19 protein-coding genes are annotated in these 21,775 nt (G+C 73.1%); 9 read left to right on the top strand and 10 right to left on the bottom strand.

All coding sequences use genetic code 11. The annotated features are described in order from the left end of the window. Positions 1-11: 11 nt before the first annotated feature. The 5 genes from OG247_RS32750 to OG247_RS32730 all read right to left on the bottom strand — a co-directional run bounded on the left by OG247_RS32750 (position 12) and on the right by OG247_RS32730 (position 4,457). Positions 12-932, bottom strand: coding sequence for an ABC transporter permease (locus OG247_RS32750; RefSeq protein WP_327255571.1), 921 nt, complete (start codon positions 930-932; stop codon positions 12-14). Continuing rightward, on the bottom strand, positions 929-1,744 hold the full coding sequence (locus OG247_RS32745; protein WP_327255570.1) for an ABC transporter ATP-binding protein: 816 nt from the start codon (positions 1,742-1,744) through the stop codon (positions 929-931). The genes OG247_RS32750 and OG247_RS32745 overlap by 4 nt, the downstream gene beginning before the upstream one ends. Positions 1,745-1,753: 9 nt before the next feature. After that, a complete protein-coding gene (locus tag OG247_RS32740) occupies positions 1,754-2,788 on the bottom strand; it encodes an ABC transporter substrate-binding protein (RefSeq protein WP_327255569.1) in 1,035 nt (344 codons plus the stop codon). Between the two features lie 71 nt (positions 2,789-2,859). After that, positions 2,860-3,417 (bottom strand): NADPH-dependent FMN reductase, encoded by a 558-nt coding sequence (ssuE, locus tag OG247_RS32735; protein WP_327255568.1) that lies wholly within the window; start codon positions 3,415-3,417, stop codon positions 2,860-2,862. 101 nt (positions 3,418-3,518) lie between these two features. After that, positions 3,519-4,457 carry a TauD/TfdA dioxygenase family protein gene (locus OG247_RS32730; protein ID WP_327255567.1) on the bottom strand — a complete coding sequence of 313 codons (939 nt, stop codon included), beginning with the start codon at positions 4,455-4,457 and terminating at the stop codon, positions 3,519-3,521. 1,505 nt (positions 4,458-5,962) lie between these two features. Between OG247_RS32730 and OG247_RS32725 the strand changes: the two genes are divergently transcribed. From OG247_RS32725 to meaB, 4 genes are all read left to right on the top strand, one after another. Continuing rightward, the gene (locus tag OG247_RS32725) at positions 5,963-7,192 is read left to right on the top strand and encodes an ROK family transcriptional regulator (RefSeq protein ID WP_442813477.1); all 1,230 of its coding nucleotides are present in this window, start codon (positions 5,963-5,965) and stop codon (positions 7,190-7,192) included. 62 nt (positions 7,193-7,254) lie between these two features. Further along, the gene (locus tag OG247_RS32720) at positions 7,255-9,111 is read left to right on the top strand and encodes a methylmalonyl-CoA mutase family protein (RefSeq protein WP_327255565.1); all 1,857 of its coding nucleotides are present in this window, start codon (positions 7,255-7,257) and stop codon (positions 9,109-9,111) included. Continuing rightward, entirely contained in the window at positions 9,108-11,303 is a 2,196-nt protein-coding gene (gene scpA / locus OG247_RS32715) for a methylmalonyl-CoA mutase (RefSeq protein WP_327255564.1), read from the top strand. Before OG247_RS32720 ends, scpA begins: the two co-directional genes overlap by 4 nt. Positions 11,304-11,308: 5 nt before the next feature. Then, on the top strand, positions 11,309-12,292 hold the full coding sequence (meaB, locus tag OG247_RS32710; RefSeq protein ID WP_327255563.1) for a methylmalonyl Co-A mutase-associated GTPase MeaB: 984 nt from the start codon (positions 11,309-11,311) through the stop codon (positions 12,290-12,292). 30 nt (positions 12,293-12,322) lie between these two features. Here meaB and OG247_RS32705 read toward each other — a convergent pair whose 3' ends face one another. Then, on the bottom strand, positions 12,323-13,333 hold the full coding sequence (locus tag OG247_RS32705; RefSeq protein WP_327255562.1) for an asparaginase: 1,011 nt from the start codon (positions 13,331-13,333) through the stop codon (positions 12,323-12,325). 136 nt (positions 13,334-13,469) lie between these two features. Here OG247_RS32705 and OG247_RS32700 point away from each other — a divergent pair, with 136 nt between their 5' ends. The 5 genes from OG247_RS32700 to OG247_RS32680 all read left to right on the top strand — a co-directional run bounded on the left by OG247_RS32700 (position 13,470) and on the right by OG247_RS32680 (position 17,241). Further along, complete coding sequence (locus OG247_RS32700; protein WP_254384480.1) at positions 13,470-13,919, top strand: Lrp/AsnC family transcriptional regulator; 450 nt, start codon at positions 13,470-13,472, stop codon at positions 13,917-13,919. A gap of 146 nt (positions 13,920-14,065) precedes the next feature. After that, positions 14,066-15,655 carry an amidohydrolase gene (locus OG247_RS32695; protein ID WP_327255561.1) on the top strand — a complete coding sequence of 530 codons (1,590 nt, stop codon included), beginning with the start codon at positions 14,066-14,068 and terminating at the stop codon, positions 15,653-15,655. Between the two features lie 14 nt (positions 15,656-15,669). After that, positions 15,670-15,900 carry a hypothetical protein gene (locus OG247_RS32690; protein ID WP_327255560.1) on the top strand — a complete coding sequence of 77 codons (231 nt, stop codon included), beginning with the start codon at positions 15,670-15,672 and terminating at the stop codon, positions 15,898-15,900. After that, on the top strand, positions 15,897-16,619 hold the full coding sequence (locus OG247_RS32685; protein ID WP_327255559.1) for a 4'-phosphopantetheinyl transferase family protein: 723 nt from the start codon (positions 15,897-15,899) through the stop codon (positions 16,617-16,619). The genes OG247_RS32690 and OG247_RS32685 overlap by 4 nt, the downstream gene beginning before the upstream one ends. A gap of 88 nt (positions 16,620-16,707) precedes the next feature. Then, on the top strand, positions 16,708-17,241 hold the full coding sequence (locus OG247_RS32680; RefSeq protein WP_442813475.1) for a GNAT family N-acetyltransferase: 534 nt from the start codon (positions 16,708-16,710) through the stop codon (positions 17,239-17,241). Between the two features lie 76 nt (positions 17,242-17,317). On the opposite strand, the gene OG247_RS32675 is transcribed toward OG247_RS32680, so the two are convergent. From OG247_RS32675 to argC, 4 genes are all read right to left on the bottom strand, one after another. Then, positions 17,318-18,451 (bottom strand): acetylornithine transaminase, encoded by a 1,134-nt coding sequence (locus tag OG247_RS32675; RefSeq protein ID WP_327257721.1) that lies wholly within the window; start codon positions 18,449-18,451, stop codon positions 17,318-17,320. Between the two features lie 47 nt (positions 18,452-18,498). Further along, positions 18,499-19,413 carry an acetylglutamate kinase gene (gene argB / locus OG247_RS32670; RefSeq protein ID WP_327257720.1) on the bottom strand — a complete coding sequence of 305 codons (915 nt, stop codon included), beginning with the start codon at positions 19,411-19,413 and terminating at the stop codon, positions 18,499-18,501. 74 nt (positions 19,414-19,487) lie between these two features. Then, positions 19,488-20,639 carry a bifunctional glutamate N-acetyltransferase/amino-acid acetyltransferase ArgJ gene (gene argJ, locus OG247_RS32665; protein WP_327255558.1) on the bottom strand — a complete coding sequence of 384 codons (1,152 nt, stop codon included), beginning with the start codon at positions 20,637-20,639 and terminating at the stop codon, positions 19,488-19,490. Then, complete coding sequence (argC, locus tag OG247_RS32660; RefSeq protein WP_327255557.1) at positions 20,636-21,682, bottom strand: N-acetyl-gamma-glutamyl-phosphate reductase; 1,047 nt, start codon at positions 21,680-21,682, stop codon at positions 20,636-20,638. Before argC ends, argJ begins: the two co-directional genes overlap by 4 nt. Between the last annotated feature and the right edge of the window lie 93 nt (positions 21,683-21,775).

Here is a 21,775-nt window from a genome sequence, read left to right as displayed (position 1 = left end):
GGATCAGGGCCTCAGGACGGGACGCGCCACGTGCTCAGTCGGCGTTCGATCGTGACGAGGATCTGGTTGAAGGCCAGGCCGATCGCGGAGATCGTGACGATGCCCGCGTACATCTGCGGGATCGCGAAGTTGAACTGCGAGGCGTTGATCAGGTAGCCGAGGCCCGCCTTCGCGCCGATCATCTCGGCCGCGACCAGGACCAGGATGGAGACGGCCCCCGCCAGCCGGATGCCGGTGAAGATGACCGGCACCGACGCCGGCAGGATCACCTTCTGGAACAGCTTCGGCGTGGACAGGTCCATGGAGCGGGCCAGTTTCACCAGCGTCGGATCGGCGTTGCCCACGGCGCTGATGGTGTTCAGCAGGATCGGCCAGACGCAGGCGTACACGACGATCGAGACCTTCGAGGTCTCCCCGATGCCCAGCAGCAGGACGAACACCGGGAGCAGCGCGAGCGCCGCCGTGTTGCGGAACACCTCCAGCAGCGGCCCGAGCAGCGCCGCCACCGGCCGGTACCAGCCGATCAGCAGCCCGAGCGGGACCGCGACGGCGACCGCGATGCCGAATCCGCCGAAGGAGCGGGCCAGGCTGGCCTTGCTGTGCTCGGCGAGCTGCCCGCTGCCCAGCAGCTCCCACCAGGCCTTGGCCACCTCGCTCACCGGCGGCAGGAACGTCGCGTCGACCAGCCCCAGCCGCGGCGCCGTCTCCCACAGGGCCAGCAGGGCCAGGATCGCCGCGGAGCGCAGCGCGACCGCCCGCAGCCCCCGCAGGACGCGCCGCGCCAGGGCCGCGGCCGGCGGGCGTACGGGGGGCCGCGCGGGGGTCCGTACCTCCGGGGGCGCGAGGTCCCGTACGGCCTCGGCCTCGGCCTCGGCCTCCGCCTTCGCCCTTGTCTCCTCTACCTCCACCGCCGCTTCCACCGTGGTGCTCATACGGCGACCTCCTCCTTCTCCAGTTGCTGGGCGCGGGCCACCTCGTCGTGGAGCAGGGTCCAGATCTCGTGGCGGTAGCGGGCGAACTCCGGGCTGGAGCGCAGGTCTTCACCGGTGGCCCCGGTGGCCCGGTCGCCGAACGACACCGGGACGACCTGCTTGACCCGGCCGGGGCGGGAGGTGATGACGGCCACCCGCTGCCCGAGGTACACGGCCTCTTCGATGCCGTGCGTGATGAACACGATCGTCTTGCCGGTGCTCTGCCAGATCCGGCGCAGTTCGTCCTGGAGGGACTCGCGGGTCTGCGCGTCGAGCGCGGCGAACGGCTCGTCCATCAGCAGTACGTCCGGGTCGTAGGCGAGCGAGCGCGCGATGGCGACCCGCTGGCGCATGCCGCCGGACAGTTCGTGCGGGTGCCGGTCCTCGAACCCGGTGAGACCGACGAGATCCAGGAACTCGCGGGCCCTCGACGCTCGTTGGCGGCGCGGGACGCCGGTGGCCTCCAGGCCGAACTCGATGTTGCCCAGCGCGGTGCGCCACGGCAGCAGCGCGTACTGCTGGAAGACGATGCCCCGGTCGAGCCCCGGCCCGGTGACCGACTTGCCGTCGAGCAGGATCCGCCCGGAGGTGGGCGGGGTCAGGCCGCCGAGCAGGTCCAGGAGGGTGGACTTGCCGCAGCCGCTGGGGCCCACGACGACCACGAACTCCCCGGACCCGATCTCCAGGTCGATCCCGTCGAGGGCGGTGAACTCGGTCTTCTTGTCCTTCGTCGGGAAGGTCTTCGTCACGGAGTCGAACACGATCTTCGCCATGGCGGCCGGTCAGCCCTTCCCTTGTCCGTTGAACTCGTTGGTGTAGAGGTCGGCCGCCTTGAGCTGGCCCTTCTTGATCTCGCCCCGGTCGCCGAGCCAGTCGAGCCAGAGCTGGAACTCCTTGTCCTCGATCCGGCCGCCCTTCTCGGCGACTCCGTAGGAGCGCCAGAACTGCAGCGTCGCCGTGTCCTCGTTGCGGCCGCGCTTCTTGACGATCTCCGTCATCCGCGCGATGACCTCCTCGCGCGGGGTGGCGCGGGACCAGTCGATGGCCTTGGCCACCCCGGTCACGAACGTCCGTACGGTGTCCGGGTTCTGCTTGATGAGGCGCTCGGTCATGATGTAGGTCCCGGCGCTGAACGGGCCGAGCAGTTCCACGTCGGTGAACAGCGGGCGGATGCCGCCGGCCGCGAGGGCCTTGTCGCGCAGGACTCCGGTGAGGACCCCGACCTCGATCTGCTTCTGCCGCAGCGACTGTTCGGTGTTGACGGGCGGAACCACGAGGGGCTCGACCTTGGCCGCGTCCTCCTTGGAGAGGCCGCCCCGGCTCAGGTAGATGTCGAGCAGGGCCTGGTAGTGGGCGCCCAGGGTGTTCATGCCGACCTTCTTGCCGATCAGGTCGCGGGCGGAGCGGATCGGGCTGTCCTCCAGTACGTAGTAGCCGCCGTAGGAGTACTGGTCGGAACCGTAGGAGGAGATGACGGCCTTGATCGGGGCCTTGGTGGAGGCGAGCTTGATGACCGCGCCGTTGAAAGCACTGCCGAAGTGGGTCTGCCCGGTGGCGGCGGACTGGATGTCCTGCGGGCCGCTGATGGTGTTGCCGACCCAGTCCAGGGTCACGTCGCCGAGGTAGCCGAGGTCGGCGGCGAGCTCGGGGAGCGTGACCGCGCCGACGGCGCCCTGGTACTTCAGGGAGGTGATCTGCTTGCCGCCGGAGCCGCCACTGGCGGTCGCCGTCCCGCAGCTCACCGCGGCCGCCGAGATGCCGAGCAGGGTGAGGAACTGGCGTCGGGAGGTACGGGTGGTGGTGAAAGCTGCGGACATCGCGATTCCTTGTCGATCCGGGTCGGGCGGTCAGGGAGGGAGGGGCGGGTGCGCCGGTTTCCGTACGGAGATCAGCGCGCGGTGGCGAGCGCGGCGGCCTGAGCCGCGCGCAGGGCGTCGGCGAACTCGTCGACGGCCTGGTACAGGTCCAGCTCCGCCTCCGGGCGCAGCCGGTCAGGGCCGGCCCCGCGCTCGACGGAGGAGTCCAGGACGAAGCGGCCGGCGGTGACGTGCCGGGCGCCGAGCGCGGCGAGGACCGGGCGCAGGGCGTAGTCGATGGTCAGGACGTGGGCGAGGCTGCCGCCGGTGGCCAGCGGGAAGACCGTCTTCCCGGCCAGCCCGTCCTGCGGGAGCAGATCGAGGAAGGCCTTGAGAAGACCGGTGTACGAGGCCTTGTAGACGGGCGTCGCGATGACGATCCCGTCGGCTTCGGCGACGGCTTCGAGGGCCCGGCGGATCTCCGGCTCGCCGCGGCGTGCGGCGAGCAGATCGGCGGCGGGAAGCTCCCGGACGGCGAGCTGCGCGGTCTCGAACCCGGCGTGGTTCAGGCGGCGCAGCACGTGGTCGGCGACCACGTCGGTACGGGAGTGGACGGACGGACTGCCGGTGAGGGCGAGCAGCTTGGGCACGGAGCGCTCCTTGGCTGACGGGGCGGGGCGGGCGGAACGGGGCGGGGCGGGGCGGGACGGGTCGTTTCGGTGTCTGTCTGCGTCTGCCTTCGTCTGTCGGCTCAGACCTCGGTGGTGGAGGCTCCGGAGGCGATGCCGAAGGCGGGGTCCGGCACGGCCTCCGGGCTGATCAGCCGGGACGCAACCCCGTCGGGCCCGACCGGGACGTCGCCGTCGACCGTCACGCGGCGCAGGGTGCGCTCGTGGTCGTCGGAGTCGTCGACGCCGTAGTGCTGGGTGGCGCGGTTGTCCCAGATCGCGACGTCACCGGCCTGCCACTGCCAGCGGACGGTGTTCTCGGGGAGCTCGATGTGGGCCTGGAAGAGGTCCTGGAGGAGGCGCGAGTCGCGGCCGGTGAGCCCGTTGATCCGCTGGACGAAGTTGCCGAGCAGCAGGGTGCGTTCGCCGGTCTCGGGGTGGACCCGGACCACCGGGTGCTCGGTGAGGAACTTGGTCGAGGTGAACACCTCGCGGTACTGGGCGAGCGCCTCGGGAAGCGCTTCGGGCTTCAGGGCCGCGTAGTCGTACTCGTTGGAGTGCACGGCGCGCAGGCTGTCGGCGAGAACGCGCAGCGGCTCGGGCAGGCCGGCGTAGGCGGTGGCCGTGTTGGCCCACAGGGTGTTGCCCCCGTACGGCGGGATGGTGACGGCGCGGAGGATGGAGAAGGCGGGGTAGGCGGGGACGAAGGTGACGTCCGTGTGCCACTGGTTGGCGCGGGCTCCGTGGTGGGAGTCGATGCCGAGCGCGTAACGCCCGTCGGCGGAGGGCACGGTGGGGTGCGCGACGGGCGCGCCGAGCAGCTGCGCGAAGGCCTCGTGCCCGTCCTCGTCGAGGTGGCCCTGACCGCGGAAGAAGACGACCTTGTGGGCGAGTAGCGCGGCCCGGATCCCGGCGACGACCTCGGCTTCGAGCTCGCCGCCGAGCCGGACCCCACCGATCTCGGCGCCTATGCGGCCGCCGATCTTGGTCACGGTGAGGTCGGTGCGGGTGGCAGTGGACATGAGAGGCTCCTTGTTTATTTCCGCAGAGGAAGAAATGAGGGAAGCGAGGACGACGGGAATCCGTCCGGGGGGCGGACGGAAGGGGCGGGGACCTGCGGTCGGCCGCGGGATCGGCGGGCCACCAGGTCCGACGGGCGGACGGCTGGACGGGGCGAGGGCCGGCCGGCGGCCGGATCAGGCGGGCCTCGAAGTCCGGCCGGGGTCGACGGGTGGAGACCGGCGGGGTGACGAGGTTCAGCAGGTGGGAGCCGGCGGGCAACGAAGTACGACCGGTGAAGACCGGCGGTCGGGGCGACGAGGTGCAACAGGCGGGAGCCTGCCGGCGACGAGGTTCGACGGGTGGAGACCGGAGGGCGGCGAGGTTCGACGGGCGGCCGCCCGGCCGGCGACGGGGGTGGGCGGGCGCCGCTCGGAGACGATCGACCGGAACCCGCGGAGCCCTACCCCATCCACCGGGGCGAGTCGGCGCGAGCCCCACGCACACCCCGGACGACGGGGCACGAACGCCCAGCCACTCGGGGACCCAGAGGCTCAAGTACTCAGCGGCTTCGAGGCTTCGAGGCTCCGAGGCTCCGAGGCTCCGAGGCTCCTAGCCTCAGGGACCTCAGCGCCTCCGGGGCTCAGGGGCTCCTAGCCTCAGCACCTCCGGGGCTCCGGGACTCCGGGACTCCGGGACTCCGGGACTCCGGGACTCCGAGGCTTCTCGCCTCCGGGGCTCAGGGGCTCCTAGCCTCAGGGCCTCAGCGGCTCCGGAGCTCCGGAGCTCCGGAGCTCCTAGCCTTCGGGCCTCAGCCGCTCAGGGGCTCAGAACATCGCCGCTCAGGAACAGTGCGGGGCCGTACAGCGGCGGCCCTGACACTCGCCCGGCGCGGTACAGCAGCCGGGGGTGTGGAGCCGCGGGGCGAGGAACTCGGTCGCGGTCATGTCCCGGAGACTGCCAGCGCCCCCACGCCCGGTCAACCCCGCCGAGCACCCCCCACCCTCACCCCCAACCTCCGAGCCACACCCCGCACGACCTGCCCTTTCACCGTTTTCCGCCACTCCCGGAACGGCCGAAACCCATGGCCTGATTTCATGCCCCCGCAACGCACCCGCCACGCAGCCCGCCGCCATGTGAAGCGCGAGGCCCGGGGCAGAGCCCCGCAACGGCACCCCACGGCCCGAAGCCCGATTCAGCCCGCTGCCGTTTGAGGCGCGGGGCTCGGGGCGGAGCCCCGGCAACAGCGCCGCACGGCCGTAGCCCAATCCAGCCCCGCCGGCGTTTGAGGCGCGGAGCCCGAGGCGGAGCCCCGGCAACAGCGCCGCACGGCCCGAAGCCAAAACCAGCCCCGCCGGCGCTTGAGGCGCGGGGTCCGGGGCGGAGTCCCGCGAGCGGCGCCGCACGGCAGGGGGTCCGGGGCCGGCCCCGGGGAGCCGCGCCGCACGGCGCGACCCCATCCCGCTCCCGCCGAGCGCAGCGACACGGCATGATCGGGACCACACCCCACCCCCCGAGGAGCCCGCCCGTGCCTCCCACCCCCGGTGACGGGCGGGCCGCCGCCAACGCCGCCGCGGTGCTCCGTACCGTCCTGAGCCACGGGCCCCTCGCCCGGAGCGACATACCGAAGCTCTGCGGTCTCAGCCCGGCCGCCGTGTCCCGGCAGACCACGGCCCTGCTCCGCGCCGGCCTGCTGCACGAGCGCCCCGGGCCGGAGCTGCCGCCCGCGGCAACCGGCCGCCCCGGAGCCGGCCCAGCCCCCGGCCCCAGCCCCGGCCCCGGCCGCCCCCGCATCCCCCTGGACCTGCACACCGGCCCCCTCGGCGGCCCCCTCGCCGCCGGCCTGCACATCGGTGTGCCCGCCTCCACCTTCAGCCTCGTGGACCTCCGCGGCCGCGTCCTGGCCCGCCGGGCCCTGCCGCACGCGGGCCGCTCCCCCGACCGTCTCCCCGCCGTCATCGCCGCCGAACTCGGCCGGTTCCTGCGGGAGTCCAACCCCGCCGGCCGCCCCCTGCTCGGTCTCGGCGCGGCCCTCGGCGGCTGGGTCCGCCCCGCCGACGGCACCGTCGTGCGCCACGACGCCCTCGGCTGGCGCGAGCTCCCGCTCGGCGCCGAGCTCTCCGACCGCCTCGGCCTGCCCGTCTCCGTGGACAACCACGCCCGCGCCATCGCCCACGCCGAGATCCTCTTCGGCCGCCCGGAGGCCCGCTCCAGCCTCCTCCACCTCTTCATCGGCAACGTCGTCGACGCCGCCTTCGGCATCGAGGGCACCGTGCACCAGGGCCCGGGAGCCGCCGCCGGGGACGTCGCGCACCTCCCGGTGCCCGGTTCGCGGACCCCCTGCGCGTGCGGCCGTACGGGCTGTCTCCAGGCGAGCGCCTCCGACGGGGTCCTCGGCGCCGAGGCCGTGCGCCTCGGCATCGTCCCGGAAGCCGCCGACAACGCGGTCAACCTCCTGGTCGACGCCGCCGCCACCGGCGACCCCCGCGCCGACCGGCTGCTGCGCGCACGCGCCCGTACGGTCGGCCGGGCCGCGGCCCTGCTCCTCGACGTGTTCAACCCGGCCGTCATGGTGGTCTCCGAGCTGGCCTGCATCCTCCACGACGGCTACCTCGACGAGATCCGCGACGCGGCCGGCGACCAGGACCGCTACGGGCGCCGGATCGTCGCCCCGCACGCGGGTCCCGCCGTACTCCCGGTGGCCTCCGCGACCGTCCTGCTCGCCCCGCTCTTCCGTGACCCCTCCCGACTCACATGAGAGGGGGAGATCACATCCGGTGGTTCTAGGTCGTTGACAGGTACCCCCCTAACATTCGAGCCATGACGGTCCTGCCTGATGACGGGCTCTCCTTGGCCGCCGAATTCCCTGACGCGACGCATGAGCAGTGGCAGCGCCTGGTAGAGGGCGTGCTGCGCAAGTCGGGCAAGGAAGTTTCCGGCGAGGCAGCGGAAGACGCGTTGTCCACGAAGCTTGAAGACGGGCTCACCACCCGCCCGCTGTACAGCGCGCCCGAAACCGCGCCGGACACCGGTTTCCCCGGGTTCGCTCCGTTCGTACGGGGCGGCCGTGCCGAGGGCAGCGCCGCCTCGGGCTGGGACGTGCGCCAGCGGATCGCGGGCACCGACCCCGTACGGGTGAACGACGCGGCCCTGGCCGACCTGGAGAACGGCACCACCTCGCTGTGGCTGGCCGTCGGCGACGCCGGCCTGCCCGCCGAGGGCCTGGGCCGTGCGCTGGAGGGGGTCTACCTCGACCTCGCTCCCGTCTCGCTGGACCCCGGCGCCCAGTACGCGGAGGCCGCCCGGGCCCTGCTCGCGCTGTACGCCGAGCGCGCGGTGGCCCCCGAGGCCGCCCACGCCTCCCTGGGCGCCGACCCGCTGGGGCACGAGGCCCGCACGGGCGAGGCCCTGGACCTGGCGGAGGCCGCCGCGCTCGCCGCGGAGACGGCCGCCTGGCCCCACGTGCGCGCCCTGACCGTCGACGCCCTGCCGTACCACGAGGCGGGTGGCAGCGCCGCCGAGGAGCTGGGGCTCTCCCTGGCCACCGGGGTCGCCTACCTGCGCGCCCTCACGGAAGCCGGGCTGACCACCGAAGCGGCCTTCGGCGAGCTGGAGTTCCGCTACGCCGCCACCGCCGACCAGTTCCTGACCATCGCCAAGCTGCGCGCCGCCCGTCGCCTGTGGGCCCGGATCGCCGAGGCCTGCGGGACCCCGGGGGCCGGCGCCCAGCGCCAGCACGCCGTGACCTCGCCGGTGATGATGACCCGCCGCGACCCGTGGGTGAACATGCTGCGCACCACCGTCGCCTGCATGGCGGCGGGCGTGGGCGGCGCCGACGCCGTCACCGTGCTCCCGTTCGACCAGGAGCTCGGCCTGCCCGACGCGTTCGCCCGCCGCATCTCCCGCAACACCTCCACGATCCTGCTGGAGGAATCGCACCTGGCCCGGGTGATCGACCCGGCGGGCGGCTCGTACTACGTCGAGCAGCTCACCGACGAACTCGCCCACGCAGCGTGGGAGTTCTTCCAGACCGTGGAGAAGGCGGGCGGCCAGGCCGCCGCGCTGCGCTCCGGCCTGGTCGCCGAACGCCTCGCCGCCACCTGGGCCGCGCGCTCGAAGAAGCTGGCCACCCGGCGCGAACCCGTCACCGGAGTCAGCGAGTTCCCGCACCTGTCCGAGAAGCCGGTCGTACGGGAACCCGCGCCGGCCCCGCTCACGGGCGGATTGCCGCGCGTGCGGCGCGATGAGGCGTACGAGGCCCTGCGCGCCCGCAGCGACGTACACCTGGCGGCGACGGGTGCCCGGCCGACCGTCTTCCTGGCGGCCCTGGGCCCGGCGGCCGCGCACACGGCCCGCGCCACCTTCGCCTCCAACCTGTTCCAGGCGGGCGGCATCACCCCGGTCCACGACCCGGTGTCGGTGACCCCGGAGACCGCCGCGGCGGCCTACGCGGCGAGCGGGGCCGACGGCATGGCCGTGCTGTGCTCCAGCGACGCGCTGTACGAGGAGCAGGCCGAGGCGGTGGCCGCGGCCCTGCGCTCGGCGGGCGCGACGACCGTGTTCCTCGCGGGCAGGCCCGGCACCGCCGCGGCGGCCGTGGACGAGTACGTCTTCGCCGGCTGCGACGCGATCGCCGTGCTGTCCTCCGTACTCGACCGGATGGGAGTCGCGTCTTGAGCATCCCCGATTTCTCCGAACTCGCGCTGAACGGCGCGGCCCCGGCCGCCGGGTCCGAGGACCAGTGGCGGACCGCGCTGAAGGAGTCCACCGGCTCGGGAGCCGCCGAGCTGCTGTGGGAGACCCCCGAGGGCATCGGCGTACAGCCCCTGTACACGGGCCGCGACCTGGAGGGCCTGGACTTCCTCCACACCTACCCGGGCGTGGCACCGTACCTGCGCGGCCCGTACCCGACGATGTACGTCAACCAGCCCTGGACGATCCGGCAGTACGCGGGCTTCTCCACGGCCGAGGAGTCCAACGCCTTCTACCGGCGCAACCTCGCGTCCGGCCAGAAGGGCCTGTCGATCGCCTTCGACCTGCCCACGCACCGCGGCTACGACAGCGACCACCCGCGCGTGACGGGCGACGTCGGCATGGCGGGCGTGGCGATCGACTCGATCTACGACATGCGCCAGCTCTTCGACGGCATCCCGCTGGACAAGATGACGGTGTCGATGACGATGAACGGCGCCGTGCTGCCGGTCCTCGCCCTCTACATCGTGGCGGCGGAGGAGCAGGGCGTCTCGCCCGACAAGCTCGCCGGGACCATCCAGAACGACATCCTCAAAGAGTTCATGGTCCGCAACACCTACATCTATCCGCCGAAGCCCTCGATGCGGATCATCTCCGACATCTTCGCCTTCACCTCGCAGAAGATGCCCCGCTACAACTCCATCTCGATCTCCGGGTATCACATCCAGGAAGCCGGGGCCACGGCCGACCTGGAGCTGGCGTACACCCTCGCCGACGGCGTGGAGTACCTGCGGGCGGGCCAGGCCGTCGGCCTGGACGTGGACGCCTTCGCGCCGCGCCTGTCCTTCTTCTGGGCGATCGGCATGAACTTCTTCATGGAGGTGGCGAAGCTGCGAGCGGCCCGCCTCCTCTGGGCGCGCCTGGTCAAGCAGTTCGACCCGAAGAACGCCAAGTCCCTGTCCCTGCGCACCCATTCGCAGACCTCGGGCTGGTCCCTCACGGCGCAGGACGTCTTCAACAACGTCACCCGCACCTGCATCGAGGCGATGGCGGCCACCCAGGGCCACACCCAGTCGCTGCACACCAACGCGCTGGACGAGGCCCTCGCCCTGCCCACCGACTTCTCCGCGCGCATCGCCCGCAACACCCAGCTCCTCCTCCAGCAGGAGTCGGGCACCTGCCGCTCCATCGACCCGTGGGGCGGCAGCGCGTACGTCGAGAAGCTGACGTACGACCTGGCCCGCCGGGCCTGGCAGCACATCCAGGAGGTCGAGGCGGCCGGCGGCATGGCGCAGGCCATCGACGCGGGCATCCCCAAGCTCCGCGTGGAGGAGGCTGCGGCCCGCACGCAGGCCCGTATCGACTCGGGCCGTCAGCCGGTGATCGGCGTCAACAAGTACCGGGTGGCGACGGACGAGCAGATCGACGTCCTCAAGGTCGACAACTCCTCGGTCCGCGCCCAGCAGATCGCCAAGCTCCGGCGGCTGCGCGAGGAGCGCGACGAGGCGGTCACCCAGGACACCCTGCGGGCGCTGACGAACGCGGCGGAGCGCGGGGACGGCAACCTCCTCGCCCTGGCGGTGGACGCGGCGCGCGCGAAGGCCACGGTGGGCGAGATCTCGGACGCCCTGGAGAAGGTGTACGGGCGGCACGCGAGCCAGATCCGTACGATCTCGGGTGTGTACCGAACCGAGGCAGGCGAGTCCCCGTCCCTGGAGCGCACCCGTGCGCTCGTCGACCGGTTCGAGGAGGCGGAGGGCCGCCGTCCGCGCATCCTGGTCTGCAAGATGGGCCAGGACGGGCACGACCGCGGCCAGAAGGTGATCGCCACCGCCTTCGCCGACCTGGGCTTCGACGTGGACGTCGGCCCGCTGTTCCAGACCCCCGAGGAAGTGGCCCGCCAGGCCGTCGAGGCCGACGTGCACGTGGTCGGCGTCTCCTCCCTCGCGGCCGGCCACCTGACCCTCGTACCGGCGCTGCGCGAGGCCCTCGCCTCGGAGGGCCGCGAGGACATCATGATCGTCGTGGGCGGGGTCATCCCTCCCGCGGACGTCCCCACCCTCCTCGAGATGGGTGCCACGGCGGTGTTCCCGCCCGGCACGGTCATCCCGGACGCGGCGCACGACCTGGTGACGCGGCTCGCCGCGGACCTGGGCCACGAGCCGCACGAGCTGTAGGCGCCGTGCCCCGGATCGACATCACCGCCTACACGAAGGGCGTACTCGACGGGAAGCGCGCGTTCATCGCGCGCGCGATCACCCTCGTCGAGTCCACCCTGCCCGCGCACCGGTCCCTGGCGCAGGAGCTGTTGACCGAGCTCCTCCCCCACGCGGGGCGGGCTCGGCGCATCGGCATCAGCGGTGTGCCGGGCGTGGGGAAATCCACCTTCATCGACGCCTTCGGCACGATGCTGACAGGGCTCGGCCACAAGGTGGCGGTCCTGGCCGTCGACCCCTCCTCCACCCGTACGGGCGGCTCCATCCTGGGTGACAAGACCCGGATGGAGCGCCTCTCCGTGGACCCCGCGGCCTTCGTCCGCCCGTCCCCCTCGGCGGGGACGCTGGGCGGGGTGGCGAAGGCCACCCGGGAATCGATCATCGTGATGGAGGCCGCGGGCTACGACGTGGTCCTCGTGGAAACGGTGGGCGTGGGCCAGTCCGAAACCACGGTCGCCGGAATGGTCGACTCCTTCCTCCTCCTCTCCCTCGCCCGCACGGGCGACGGCCTCCAGGGCATCAAGAAGGGCGTCCTGGAACTGGCCGACGTCCTGGCCGTCAACAAGGCGGACGGCCCGCACGAGCGCGACGCGAAGGCCGCGGCACGCGAACTGTCCAGCGCGCTGCGCCTGATGCACCCGGCCGACGCCGCGTGGACCCCACCGGTCCTGACGTGCAGCGCCCGGGAATCCACGGGCCTGGAGGAGGTCTGGAACCGCCTGGAACAGCACCGCGTGCTCCTGGAAGCGGGCGGCCGCCTGGCGTCGAAGCGCGCGGCCCAACAGGTGGAGTGGACCTGGTCGATGGTCCGCGACGAACTCCTGGAACGCCTCCGCTCGAACCCGGCGGTACGGGACCTTGCACCGACCCTGGAATCAGAGGTCCGCGCGGGCACCCTGACCCCCACCCTGGCCGCGGACCACTTGCTGTCGGCCTTCACCGACTCCTGACGACCCCGGCCCCGCCCACCGGGGTCAGCCTCAGGCGGCGACGAGCACGGGCCCACCGATGGCCAGCACCCGCCGAAGCACCCGCACCCGCGCCTCCGCATCCCCCTCGGAGAGCAACGCCGCAAGCACGGCGACCCGCGCCTGAGGCGCCCGCAGCGTCCCCGTGGGCACGGCCCCGGCCGCAACCAGATCCACCGCACCCCCGTGGGTGTAGATCTCCGTCACCGGCCCGGCCGCAACCCGCGTGGTCAACGCCACCAGCACACCGTCCGCGACAGCCGCCTTCACCGCGTCGACGATCTCCGGCGTGGCGTTGCCGGCGCCGGTCCCGACCAGCACGATCCCCCGCGCCCCCGCCGCCACCGCGGCGTTGAGCAGCACCGCGTCACCGCTCACGTGGTGCACCACGACATCCACCCGCGGCGGCCCTTCCGGCGCCTCGGGCATCGCGGGCAACGGCAGCGGCTCCGGCCGTACCGGCGTCCGCAGCACGGTGACCTTGCCGAAGCCGACCTTCCCCAGCAGTTCCTTCGACGGGTCGGCGAAGGCATCGAGCGCCACGGCCTGCGCCTTCACGGTCCCGCGCGCCGCGTGCACCCGCCCCGCGAACGTGATCAGGACGCCGAGCCCGCGCGTCTTCGACGCGGTCAGCAGGGCATCGTAGAGATTGCCGGGACCGTCCCCGTCCGCCGCCCCCATGGGCCGCTGCGAGCCGGTGAACACCACGGAGCGCCCATCGTGGTGGTGCAGGTCCACCAGGAACGCCGATTCCTCCAGCGTGTCCGTGCCGTGCGTGACGACGATCCCGTCCACACCCGGATCGGCGAGCACCTCGTGCACGGTCCGCAGCAGGGTCAGCTGGTGCGCGGTGGTCAGCCGGGGACTGTTCACACTGAACAGGTCGACGACCTCGACGCTCACCCCCTCCGGCAGCGGCGCGGTGGCCATGACCTCGGCCCCGTCGGCATCGGCCGCGAAACCGGAACCCTGCCAGCGGCTGGCTATCGTCCCGCCGGTACTGATCACGACGATGCGTCCCATGACCACGACCCTTCCCTCACACAGCCCGAAACGGCCCGCACAGACTTTCTATAGACGGCAATGGTAGGCCGATCTACGCGCAATACGATTGCGATCTCACCCCACCGCGCAATAAAACCTGAGTGATAATTGCGCAATGGACGCCATCGACAAAGAAATCTTGCGCGAGCTTCAGGCGGACGGCCGGCTCAGCAACCAGGAGCTGGCCCAGCGCGTGGGCCTCACCCCCTCCCCCTGCATGCGCAGGGTCCGCCAGCTGGAAGAGGAAGGGATCATCCAGGGCTACCGCGCGGTGATCTCCCCCGAAGCGGTCGGCCGCGGCTTCGAGGTCCTGGTCTCCGTGGAGGTCCGCCGCGACCGCGAGGCCGTCGAAGCCTTCGAAGCCGCCCTCCAGGACATCCCCGACGTCATCGAGGCCTACCGCCTCTTCGGCAGCCCCGGCTGCCTCCTGCGCATCGCGGTCGCGGACCTCCGCGCGTACGAACGCCTCTGGATCGAAAAGCTGACGGCCCTCTCGGGCGTCACGGAGGTCAACTCGCAGATCATCATGAAACGCATCAAGGAACCGACGGGCCTGCCGGTCTGACCCTCGCGGCGGACGCGGGCGCCCGTCGCACATTGACCGGCCGCCGAGTGTACGGTTAGGGTTACCTAAGTCGGACGCGGCAGCCCTGGGGCCCCTGTCCTGACCCGTGTACACGCGCGTTGCCGCCAGGGGGAGTCGGACCGCCCATGCTGTGTTCGAGGCTGATCAACGCGAACATCATCACCATGGATCCGGCCCGTCCCCTCGCCCGTGAGCTGGGGATCTGGCGGGGGCGGATCGTGGGGCTCGACGAGGACGTCGCCTCGCTGCCGGCCCGTGAGGTCATCGATCTGCAGGGCGCCACCGTGCTGCCCGGGTTCATCGACAGTCATGTGCACCTCGCCTGGACCGGGCTGAAGCAGAGCACCCCGAGCGTCGCCCCGTGCGAGCGGGTCGAGGACGTGCTGGCGGTGGTGGCGGAGGCCGTCTCCCGCTCGGCGGGCGGGGACGGCTCCTGGGTCGACGTGATGGGCTATGACCAGCGGGCCCTGGGGCGGCATCTGACCGCCGGCGAGCTGGATACCGTCAGTCGCGGGCGCAAGGTGTTCCTGATGCACGACTCGGGGCACGGGTGCGTCGTGAACAGCGCGGTGCTGCGCCTGCTTCCCGCCGGCGTTCCGCACCAGGACGGCTTCCTGGCCGAGGGCGCCATGACCGCCGCGCGGCGACTGCGGCTGCCGTACGGGCAGGACGAGATCGCCGATGCCGTCGAGCGCGCGGCCCGGACCTGCCTCGCGGAGGGCGTGACCGCCGTCGCCGAGGCGGGCATCGGGGGTGGGCTGCTCGGCCACAGCCCGGTGGAGCTCGGCGCGTACCAGCTGCTGCGGGACCAGGGGAGGCTGCCCCTGCGGGTGCAGCTCATGCCCGCCGGCGATGTGCTGCGGCCGCGCGAAGCGCACCGGGAGGACGGGATCCCCCGCGCCCTGGACCTCGGCATGCGCACCGGGTTCGGCGACGACTGGCTGTCGCTGGGCGCGCTCAAGATCTACACCGACGGCGGGATGATGGCCCGGACCGCCGCGCTCACGGCCCCGTACGCGGGCACGGACCACACCGGACAGCTCCAGGACGACCCCGACCGCCTCACCCGGCTCATCGTGGACGGCCACCTCGCCGGCTGGCAGCTCGCCGTCCACGCCATCGGGGACCGCGCCGCCGACCTCGCGCTCGACGCGCTGGAGCAGGCGCAGCGGCTGCGGCCCCGGCCGGACGCGCGGCACCGGATCGAGCACGCCGGGCTGATCCGCCCCGACCAGCTCCCGCGCTTCGCACGCCTGGGCGTCAGCGCGGTCGTCCAGCCGGCCTTCCTGTACTCCTTCGGGGACGACTACGCGGACGTGATGGGTGAGGAGCGGGCCCCCTGGATGTACCGGGGGCGCGGGTTCCTGGACCACGGGGTGACCCTCGTGGGGAGTTCGGACCGGCCCGTGACGGACGGGGCCCCGCTGCGGGCGATCCAGTTCATGGTCGAGCGCGCCTCCGCCTCCGGGCGGCCGATCGGGCCGGACGAGGCGGTCACCGTCGAGGAGGCGCTGTACGCGTACACGGTCGCCGGTGCGTACGCGTGCCGGTGGGAGGACAGGGCCGGCAGCCTCACCCCGGGGAAGCGCGCCGACCTGGTGGTTCTGGGTGACGACCCGCGGTACGTCGATCCCTCCCGGATCAGTGCCATCGAGGTCGTGGAGACCTTCGTCGACGGAAACCGCATGACGGATACGGATGCGGGAAAGCTGTGAGTGGAGTGAGCAGAGTGATTGGTACGAGTAGCGTCCTGGAACGTCTTTCCCCGCTGTGGGAGGAACCCGAGATGCCGCCGCGCTGGGTCATCTGGCACGCGGGTGCGGGTGATTCCTTCGTCTTCGACCGGGAGTTCAACATGCCCGTCGACGTGGACGACGCGCTCCTCGGGGAGGTTCTGTGCCGGATGCGCGAGGTCGGCGCCCCGGAGGGTGACACCTACCCCGGCCGCCCGTGCGGATGACGGCCGTTGCGGACCCGGCTCCCGACGCCGACGCCTCGGCGCGGCCCTGGCTCACCTCGCCGGGACCGGGGCTGTGGGCCGTGCGCGTGAGCCTGTACGCGGATCGGGCGCGGGAGCTGGAGGGCATGCTCGACGATGCCGAGCGGGCCCGGCTCCAGGGGATCCGGCGTGCCGGCGACCGTGACCAGTACCGGGTCGCCCACGTCGTGCTGCGGCAGTTGCTGGGCGACCGGCTCGGCCGGGATCCGGCGCGGGTGCGCTTCTTCCGCGAGCCCTGCCCCGGCTGTGGCGGACCGCACGGGCGGCCCGCCGTGACCGGCACACCGCTGCACTTCTCGCTGTCCCACGCGGGGGACGCCGTCCTGGTGGCCTTCGCGGACAGTCCGGTCGGGGTCGACGTCGAGCGGCGGCCGGAGCCCGCGCTGGCCTCGCAGGTGGCCTCCGAACTGGCGGAGGTCCTCCATCCGGCCGAGCGCGCCGAGTTGTCGGCGCTGCCGGCCGACGAGCTCCCCGCCGCGGTGGCCCGCTGCTGGTCCCGGAAGGAGGCCTACCTCAAGGGGGTCGGCATCGGACTCGGCGGGAACCCGGCCCTGACGTACGTGGGCACCGGCGCCACCCCCTCGGCTCCGTCGGGATGGACCGTCGCCGACGTGCCCGCCTTCCCCGGCTACGTGGCGGCACGCGCCGTCCGTACGGGCCGACTTGGCCCCGCCAGCTAGGTAAGGCTAACCTTACCTCGACCGTTCCGCCGGGAGGCCTCCGCCTCCGCACCCGCCCCGCACACGGCGGAACCGAGGAAGGAACACCTTGACCACGGCCACGCTGCCCCCTGCCGCCGCGCACGCCACCCTGCCGCCCCGCACCCCCGCCGCCGTTCCCCGGTGGCACGAGGTCCCCGGGTTCACGGTGCGCCCGGCCCGCCGGGACGACGGCCCCGCGCTCGCCGCCCTCTCCCGGCCGTTCGTCCACGCGGGGGCGCTCCGCGAACGCCCGCTCTCCCTCTACCTCTCCCGGGCGTCGGACTTCCTCGTCGCGCAGGCACCCGACGGAACCCTCGAAGGCTGCCTCGGCCTGCGCGAACACCCCGCCGCGGGCGTGCTGTACAACTTCTGCGTCGCGGCCCACCGGCAGGGCTCGGGCATGGGCGCCCGGCTGCTGCACGCGGCGTTCGCCAGGGCCCGCAACCGCTCCCTGGCCACGCTGTTCACGGCGACGACCGGCAGCGGCCGGCTCTTCCTCCTCCACGGGTTCCTCCCGGCCAGCCCGACCCTGGCGCCGGCCGAGTGGGCCCGGTCCCTGGACCCCGGCCGGGGCGCGCGCGTCCTGTCCCGCGCTCTCTAGACGGCGAGACCGGAGCGCAGGTGGACGGCCAAGGGGCGGGCCCCTGAGGGACCCGCCCCGCCGTACGCCCCCGGCCCTACGAGGCGTCGAGGATCCCGGGCAGCGCCGCCACCAGGGCATCGGCCCGCTCCTGCGGCAGCGTCAGGGCGGGAGCCAGCCGTACGACACCCGCGCCCGCCGCGTTCACGAGGAACCCGGCGTCCTGCGCGGCCCGCTGGACCCGCGCGGCGACGGGCTCGGCGAGGGCGATGCCCAGGAGCAGGCCGGCGCCCCGCACGTCCCGGACCAAGGGGTGTTCCAGGGCCTCGATGGCGAGCCTCAGCCGCTCCCCCACCCCTGCGGCGTGGGCGAGCAGCCCTTCCTTCTCGATGGTCTCCAGGACGGCGAGCCCGGCCGCGCACGCCACCGGGTTGCCGCCGAAGGTGGAGCCGTGCTGACCGGGGGTCAGCAGCTCGGCGGCGGGGCCGAAGGCGACCGCGGCGCCGATCGGCAGGCCTCCGCCCAGCCCCTTGGCCAGGGTGATCACGTCCGGCTCCGCTCCCGGCTCCGCCTGGTGCGCGAACCAGTGGCCGGTGCGGCCGATCCCGGTCTGCACCTCGTCCAGTACGAGCAGGGTGCCCGTGGCGCGGGTGATCTCGCGGGCCGCCCGCAGGTAGCCATCGGGAGGCAGGACGACTCCGGCCTCGCCCTGCAGGGGTTCGAGTACGACCGCGGCCGTCTGTTCGGTGACGGCCGCGCGGAGCGCCTCCGTGTCCCCGTAGGGAACGTGCGTGACCTCCCCGGGCAGGGGCAGGAAGGGGGCCTGCTTGGGCGGCTGGCCGGTGAGGGCCAGCGCCCCCATGGTGCGCCCGTGGAACCCGCCCTCCGTCGCGACCAGGTGCGGGCGCCCGGTCCGGCGGGCGATCTTGAAGGCGGCCTCGACCGCCTCCGCGCCCGAGTTGGCGAAGAACACCCGGCCCGGCCTGTCCAGCAGGGCCAGCAGCCGTTCCGCCAGTGCGACGGCCGGCTCCGAGACGAACAGGTTCGACACGTGGCCGAGCCGGGCGACCTGCTCCTGGACGGCCGAGACCAGGGCCGGATGGGCGTGCCCGAGGGCGTTGACGGCGATTCCGCCGGTGAAGTCCGTGTACGCGCGGCCGTCTTCGTCCCAGACCGTGCTGCCCTCGCCCCTGACCAGGGCCAGCGCGGGGGTGCCGTAGGTGTCCATCATCACCGCGCGCCAGCGGTCGGCGAGCGGTGTCGTCGTGCTGTCGGCGGTCACGCGCCGTCTCCCTTGCCGCCGGACCCCTCGGGGCCGGTCTGCTCGTCCGGCACCACCGTGGTGCCGGGTCCGTCCTCGGTGAGGATTCCGCGCAGCAGCGCGTGCGGCACCCGGCCGTCGATGACCTGCGCCCTGCCGACGCCCGCCCGTACGGCGCGCAGGCAGCCCTCCATCTTGGGGAGCATGCCGCTCGCGAGCTCCGGCAGCAGGGCGTCCAACTGGCCGGCGGTCAGGCGGTCGATCACCTCGGTGCTGTGCGGCCAGTCCGCGTACAGCCCCTCGACGTCGGTCATCACCACCAGCCGGTCGGCCCCGAGGGCGACGGCCAGCGCCGAGGCCGCGAGGTCGGCGTTGACGTTGTAGACCTGGCCGTCCTCGCCGCGCGCGACGGGTGAGATGACGGGGATGCGGCCCTGCTCCAGCAGCCCGGCGATCGTCGCGGCGTCCACGTCCACGATGTCGCCGACCAGACCGATGTCCACCGGCAGGCCGTCGACCCAGGCCGGACGGCGTACGGCGGTCATCGTGTGGGCGTCCTCGCCGGACAGGCCCACGGCGAACGGCCCGTGGGCGTTGATGGCCCCGACCAGTTCGCGCTGGACCTTGCCGGTGAGCACCATGCGCACCACGTCCATCGTCTCCGGCGTGGTCACCCGCATTCCGGCCTCGAAGCGCGTCTCCAGGCCGAGCCGGTCGAGCAGCGCGCTGATCTGGGGACCGCCACCGTGGACGACGACGGGCCGCAGGCCCGCGTGCCACAGCTCCACGACGTCCTGGGCGAACGTCCGGTGCGTGGAGGGGTCCACCATGGCGTTGCCGCCGAACTTGACGACGACCGTGCGGCCTTGGAGCTGCTCCAGCCAGGGCAGGTCCCGGGGGGCGGGCACGGCGGCCGGCACGGCGGCCGGCATGGCACCCGGCATGGCACCCGCCACGCCGTCCTGTGCGTGCGTCCGCTTCGTCTCCGCCGTCATCTCGACCCCGTTCACGAGCTGTAGGCGCTGTTCTCGTGCACGTACTCGGCTGTCAGGTCGTTGGTCCAGATGACGGCCGAGGAGTCACCGGAGCGCAGGTCCACGGTGATGGTGATCCGGCGGCCGGACAGGTCGACCTTGTCCCGCGGCTCGCCCTCGGCTCCGTCCCGGCACACCCAGACGCCGTTGATCGCCACGTCCAGCCGGTCCGCGTCGAAGACGGCCGAGGTGGTGCCGATCGCGGACAGCACCCGGCCCCAGTTCGGGTCCTCGCCGTGCAGTGCGCACTTGAGGAGGTTGTTGCGGGCCACCGAGCGGCCCACCTCCACGGCGTCCGCCTCCGAGGCCGCGCCGACGACGGCCACCTCGATCTCCTTGGACGCCCCCTCGGCGTCCGCCACCAGCTGGAGCGCCAGGTCCCGGCACACGGCGTGCACGGCGGCGGTGAGCTCCGCGGGTGCGGGCGTGATGCCCGAGCTGCCCGAGGCGAGCAGCAGCACGGTGTCGTTGGTGGACATGCAGCCGTCGGAGTCCACCCGGTCGAAGGTGGTGCGCACCGCTGCGCGCAGCGCCGCGTCGAGTACGCCGGCGCTCGCGTCGGCGTCCGTGGTCAGGACGACCAGCATGGTGGCGAGTCCCGGGGCGAGCATCCCGGCGCCCTTCGCCATGCCCCCCACGGTCCAGCCGGGGCCGGCGGCCACCGCCGTCTTGTGGACGGAGTCCGTCGTCTTGATCGCCACGGCCGCTTCCTCGCCGCCCCCGGGCGAGAGCCGGACCGCGGCGGCGTCGATGCCGGCCGTCACCCGGTCCATGGGCAGCCGGACGCCGATCAGGCCGGTGGAGCAGACCGCGACCTCGTCGGCGGCGATCTCCACGGCCCCCGCGGTGCGCTCCGCCATGGTCCGTGTGTCCTCGGCGCCACCGGGGCCCGTACAGGCGTTCGCGCCACCGGAATTGAGGACGACGGCGGAGATCCGCCCGTCGGCGAGCACGCGGCGGGACCAGCGTACGGGCGCGGCCTGCACGCGGTTCGAGGTGAAGACACCGGCGGCGGCGCGCGAGGGCCCCCGGTTCACCACGAGGGCCAGGTCCGGGTCACCGGACTCCTTGATGCCCGCGCGCACGGCGCCTGCAAGGAATCCCCGGGCGGCGGTCACACTCACGGAGCCACTCCATTCATGGGCAGGCCCAGCCGTTCCGGCAGGCCGAGGGCTATGTTCATGCTCTGCACCGCGCCACCGGCGGTGCCCTTCGTCAGGTTGTCGATGGCGCTCACGCAGATCAGCCTGCGGGCGTCCGGGTCCACGGCGATCTGCACCTGGGCGGTGTTCGAGCCGAGTACCGCGGCGGTGGTGGGCCACCGGCCGGGCGGCAGCAGCCGTACGAACGGCTGGTCGGCGTAGGCGGCTTCGAACACGGCGCGCACCTCGTCCTCCTCAGGGATCGCGGAGGTGTCCGCGGCCGGGCGCAGCCGGGCCGAGCAGGTGGCGAGGATGCCCCGGGGCATGGGCGCCAGGGTGGGGGTGAAGGAGACCGTCACGTGCTCGCCGGCCGCGCGGGATAGGTTCTGGGCGATCTCCGGGGTGTGCCGGTGGCCGCCGCCGACTCCGTACGGGCTCATGGAGCCCATCACTTCGGCGCCGAGGAGCTGCGTCTTGAGCGCGCGTCCGGCGCCGGAGGTTCCGCTGGCGGCGACGATGACGGCCTCGGGCTCGACCAGGTGTGCCGCGTAGGCGGGGAACAGGGCCAGGGTGACCGCCGTGGGGTAGCAGCCGGGTACGGCGATCCGGGTGGCCCCCTTCAACTCCGCGTGGGCTCCCGGCAGTTCGGGCAGGCCGTAGGGCCAGGTGCCGGCATGGGCGCTGCCGTAGAACCGCTCCCAGGCGGCCGCGTCCCGCAGCCGGAAGTCGGCGCCGCAGTCCACCACCAGCGCGCCGGGCTCCAACTCCGCTGCCAGAGCGGCGGATTGACCGTGGGGCAGGGCCAGGAACACCACGTCGTGACCGCGCAGCGAGGCGGCGGAGGTATCCAGGAGGACCCGGTCGGCGAACTCCGGCAGCTGCGGCTGTACGGACCCCAGGGGACGCCCCGCGCTGCTGTGCCCGGTCAGCGCGCCGATCTCCACGGCGGGGTGCGAGCCCAGCAGGCGGAGCAGCTCCCCGCCCGCATAGCCGCTGGCACCGGCCACCGCGACCCGTACGGTCATGTTCTTCCGCTCTCTCTCGGTTCGTGTGCGCCTTCGGCGCAGGGCGACGCCGTGGTGGTGGCGTGAGTGGTGATGGCGTTGGTGGTGGCGTGC

It is taken from the genome of Streptomyces sp. NBC_01244 (genome assembly GCF_035987325.1).
Taxonomy (GTDB): Bacteria; Actinomycetota; Actinomycetes; order Streptomycetales; family Streptomycetaceae; genus Streptomyces.
Note: the sequence above shows the minus strand (reverse complement) of the source record. Positions and strands in the feature narration are given on the sequence as shown.

Bases quoted from the DNA above. Each gene is read 5' to 3' on its own strand.
- OG247_RS32750 (WP_327255571.1), bottom strand. From the start codon at position 932: ATGAGCACCACGGTGGAAGCGGCGGTGGAGGTAGAGGAGACAAGGGCG.
- OG247_RS32745 (WP_327255570.1), bottom strand. From the start codon at position 1,744: ATGGCGAAGATCGTGTTCGACTCCGTGACGAAGACCTTCCCGACGAAG.
- OG247_RS32740 (WP_327255569.1), bottom strand. From the start codon at position 2,788: ATGTCCGCAGCTTTCACCACCACCCGTACCTCCCGACGCCAGTTCCTC.
- OG247_RS32730 (WP_327255567.1), bottom strand. From the start codon at position 4,457: ATGTCCACTGCCACCCGCACCGACCTCACCGTGACCAAGATCGGCGGC.
- OG247_RS32720 (WP_327255565.1), top strand. From the start codon at position 7,255: ATGACGGTCCTGCCTGATGACGGGCTCTCCTTGGCCGCCGAATTCCCT.
- OG247_RS32705 (WP_327255562.1), bottom strand. From the start codon at position 13,333: ATGGGACGCATCGTCGTGATCAGTACCGGCGGGACGATAGCCAGCCGC.
- OG247_RS32700 (WP_254384480.1), top strand. From the start codon at position 13,470: ATGGACGCCATCGACAAAGAAATCTTGCGCGAGCTTCAGGCGGACGGC.
- OG247_RS32695 (WP_327255561.1), top strand. From the start codon at position 14,066: ATGCTGTGTTCGAGGCTGATCAACGCGAACATCATCACCATGGATCCG.
- OG247_RS32685 (WP_327255559.1), top strand. From the start codon at position 15,897: ATGACGGCCGTTGCGGACCCGGCTCCCGACGCCGACGCCTCGGCGCGG.
- OG247_RS32675 (WP_327257721.1), bottom strand. From the start codon at position 18,451: ATGATGGACACCTACGGCACCCCCGCGCTGGCCCTGGTCAGGGGCGAG.
- argB (WP_327257720.1), bottom strand. From the start codon at position 19,413: ATGCCGGCCGCCGTGCCGGCCGCCGTGCCCGCCCCCCGGGACCTGCCC.
- argC (WP_327255557.1), bottom strand. From the start codon at position 21,682: ATGACCGTACGGGTCGCGGTGGCCGGTGCCAGCGGCTATGCGGGCGGG.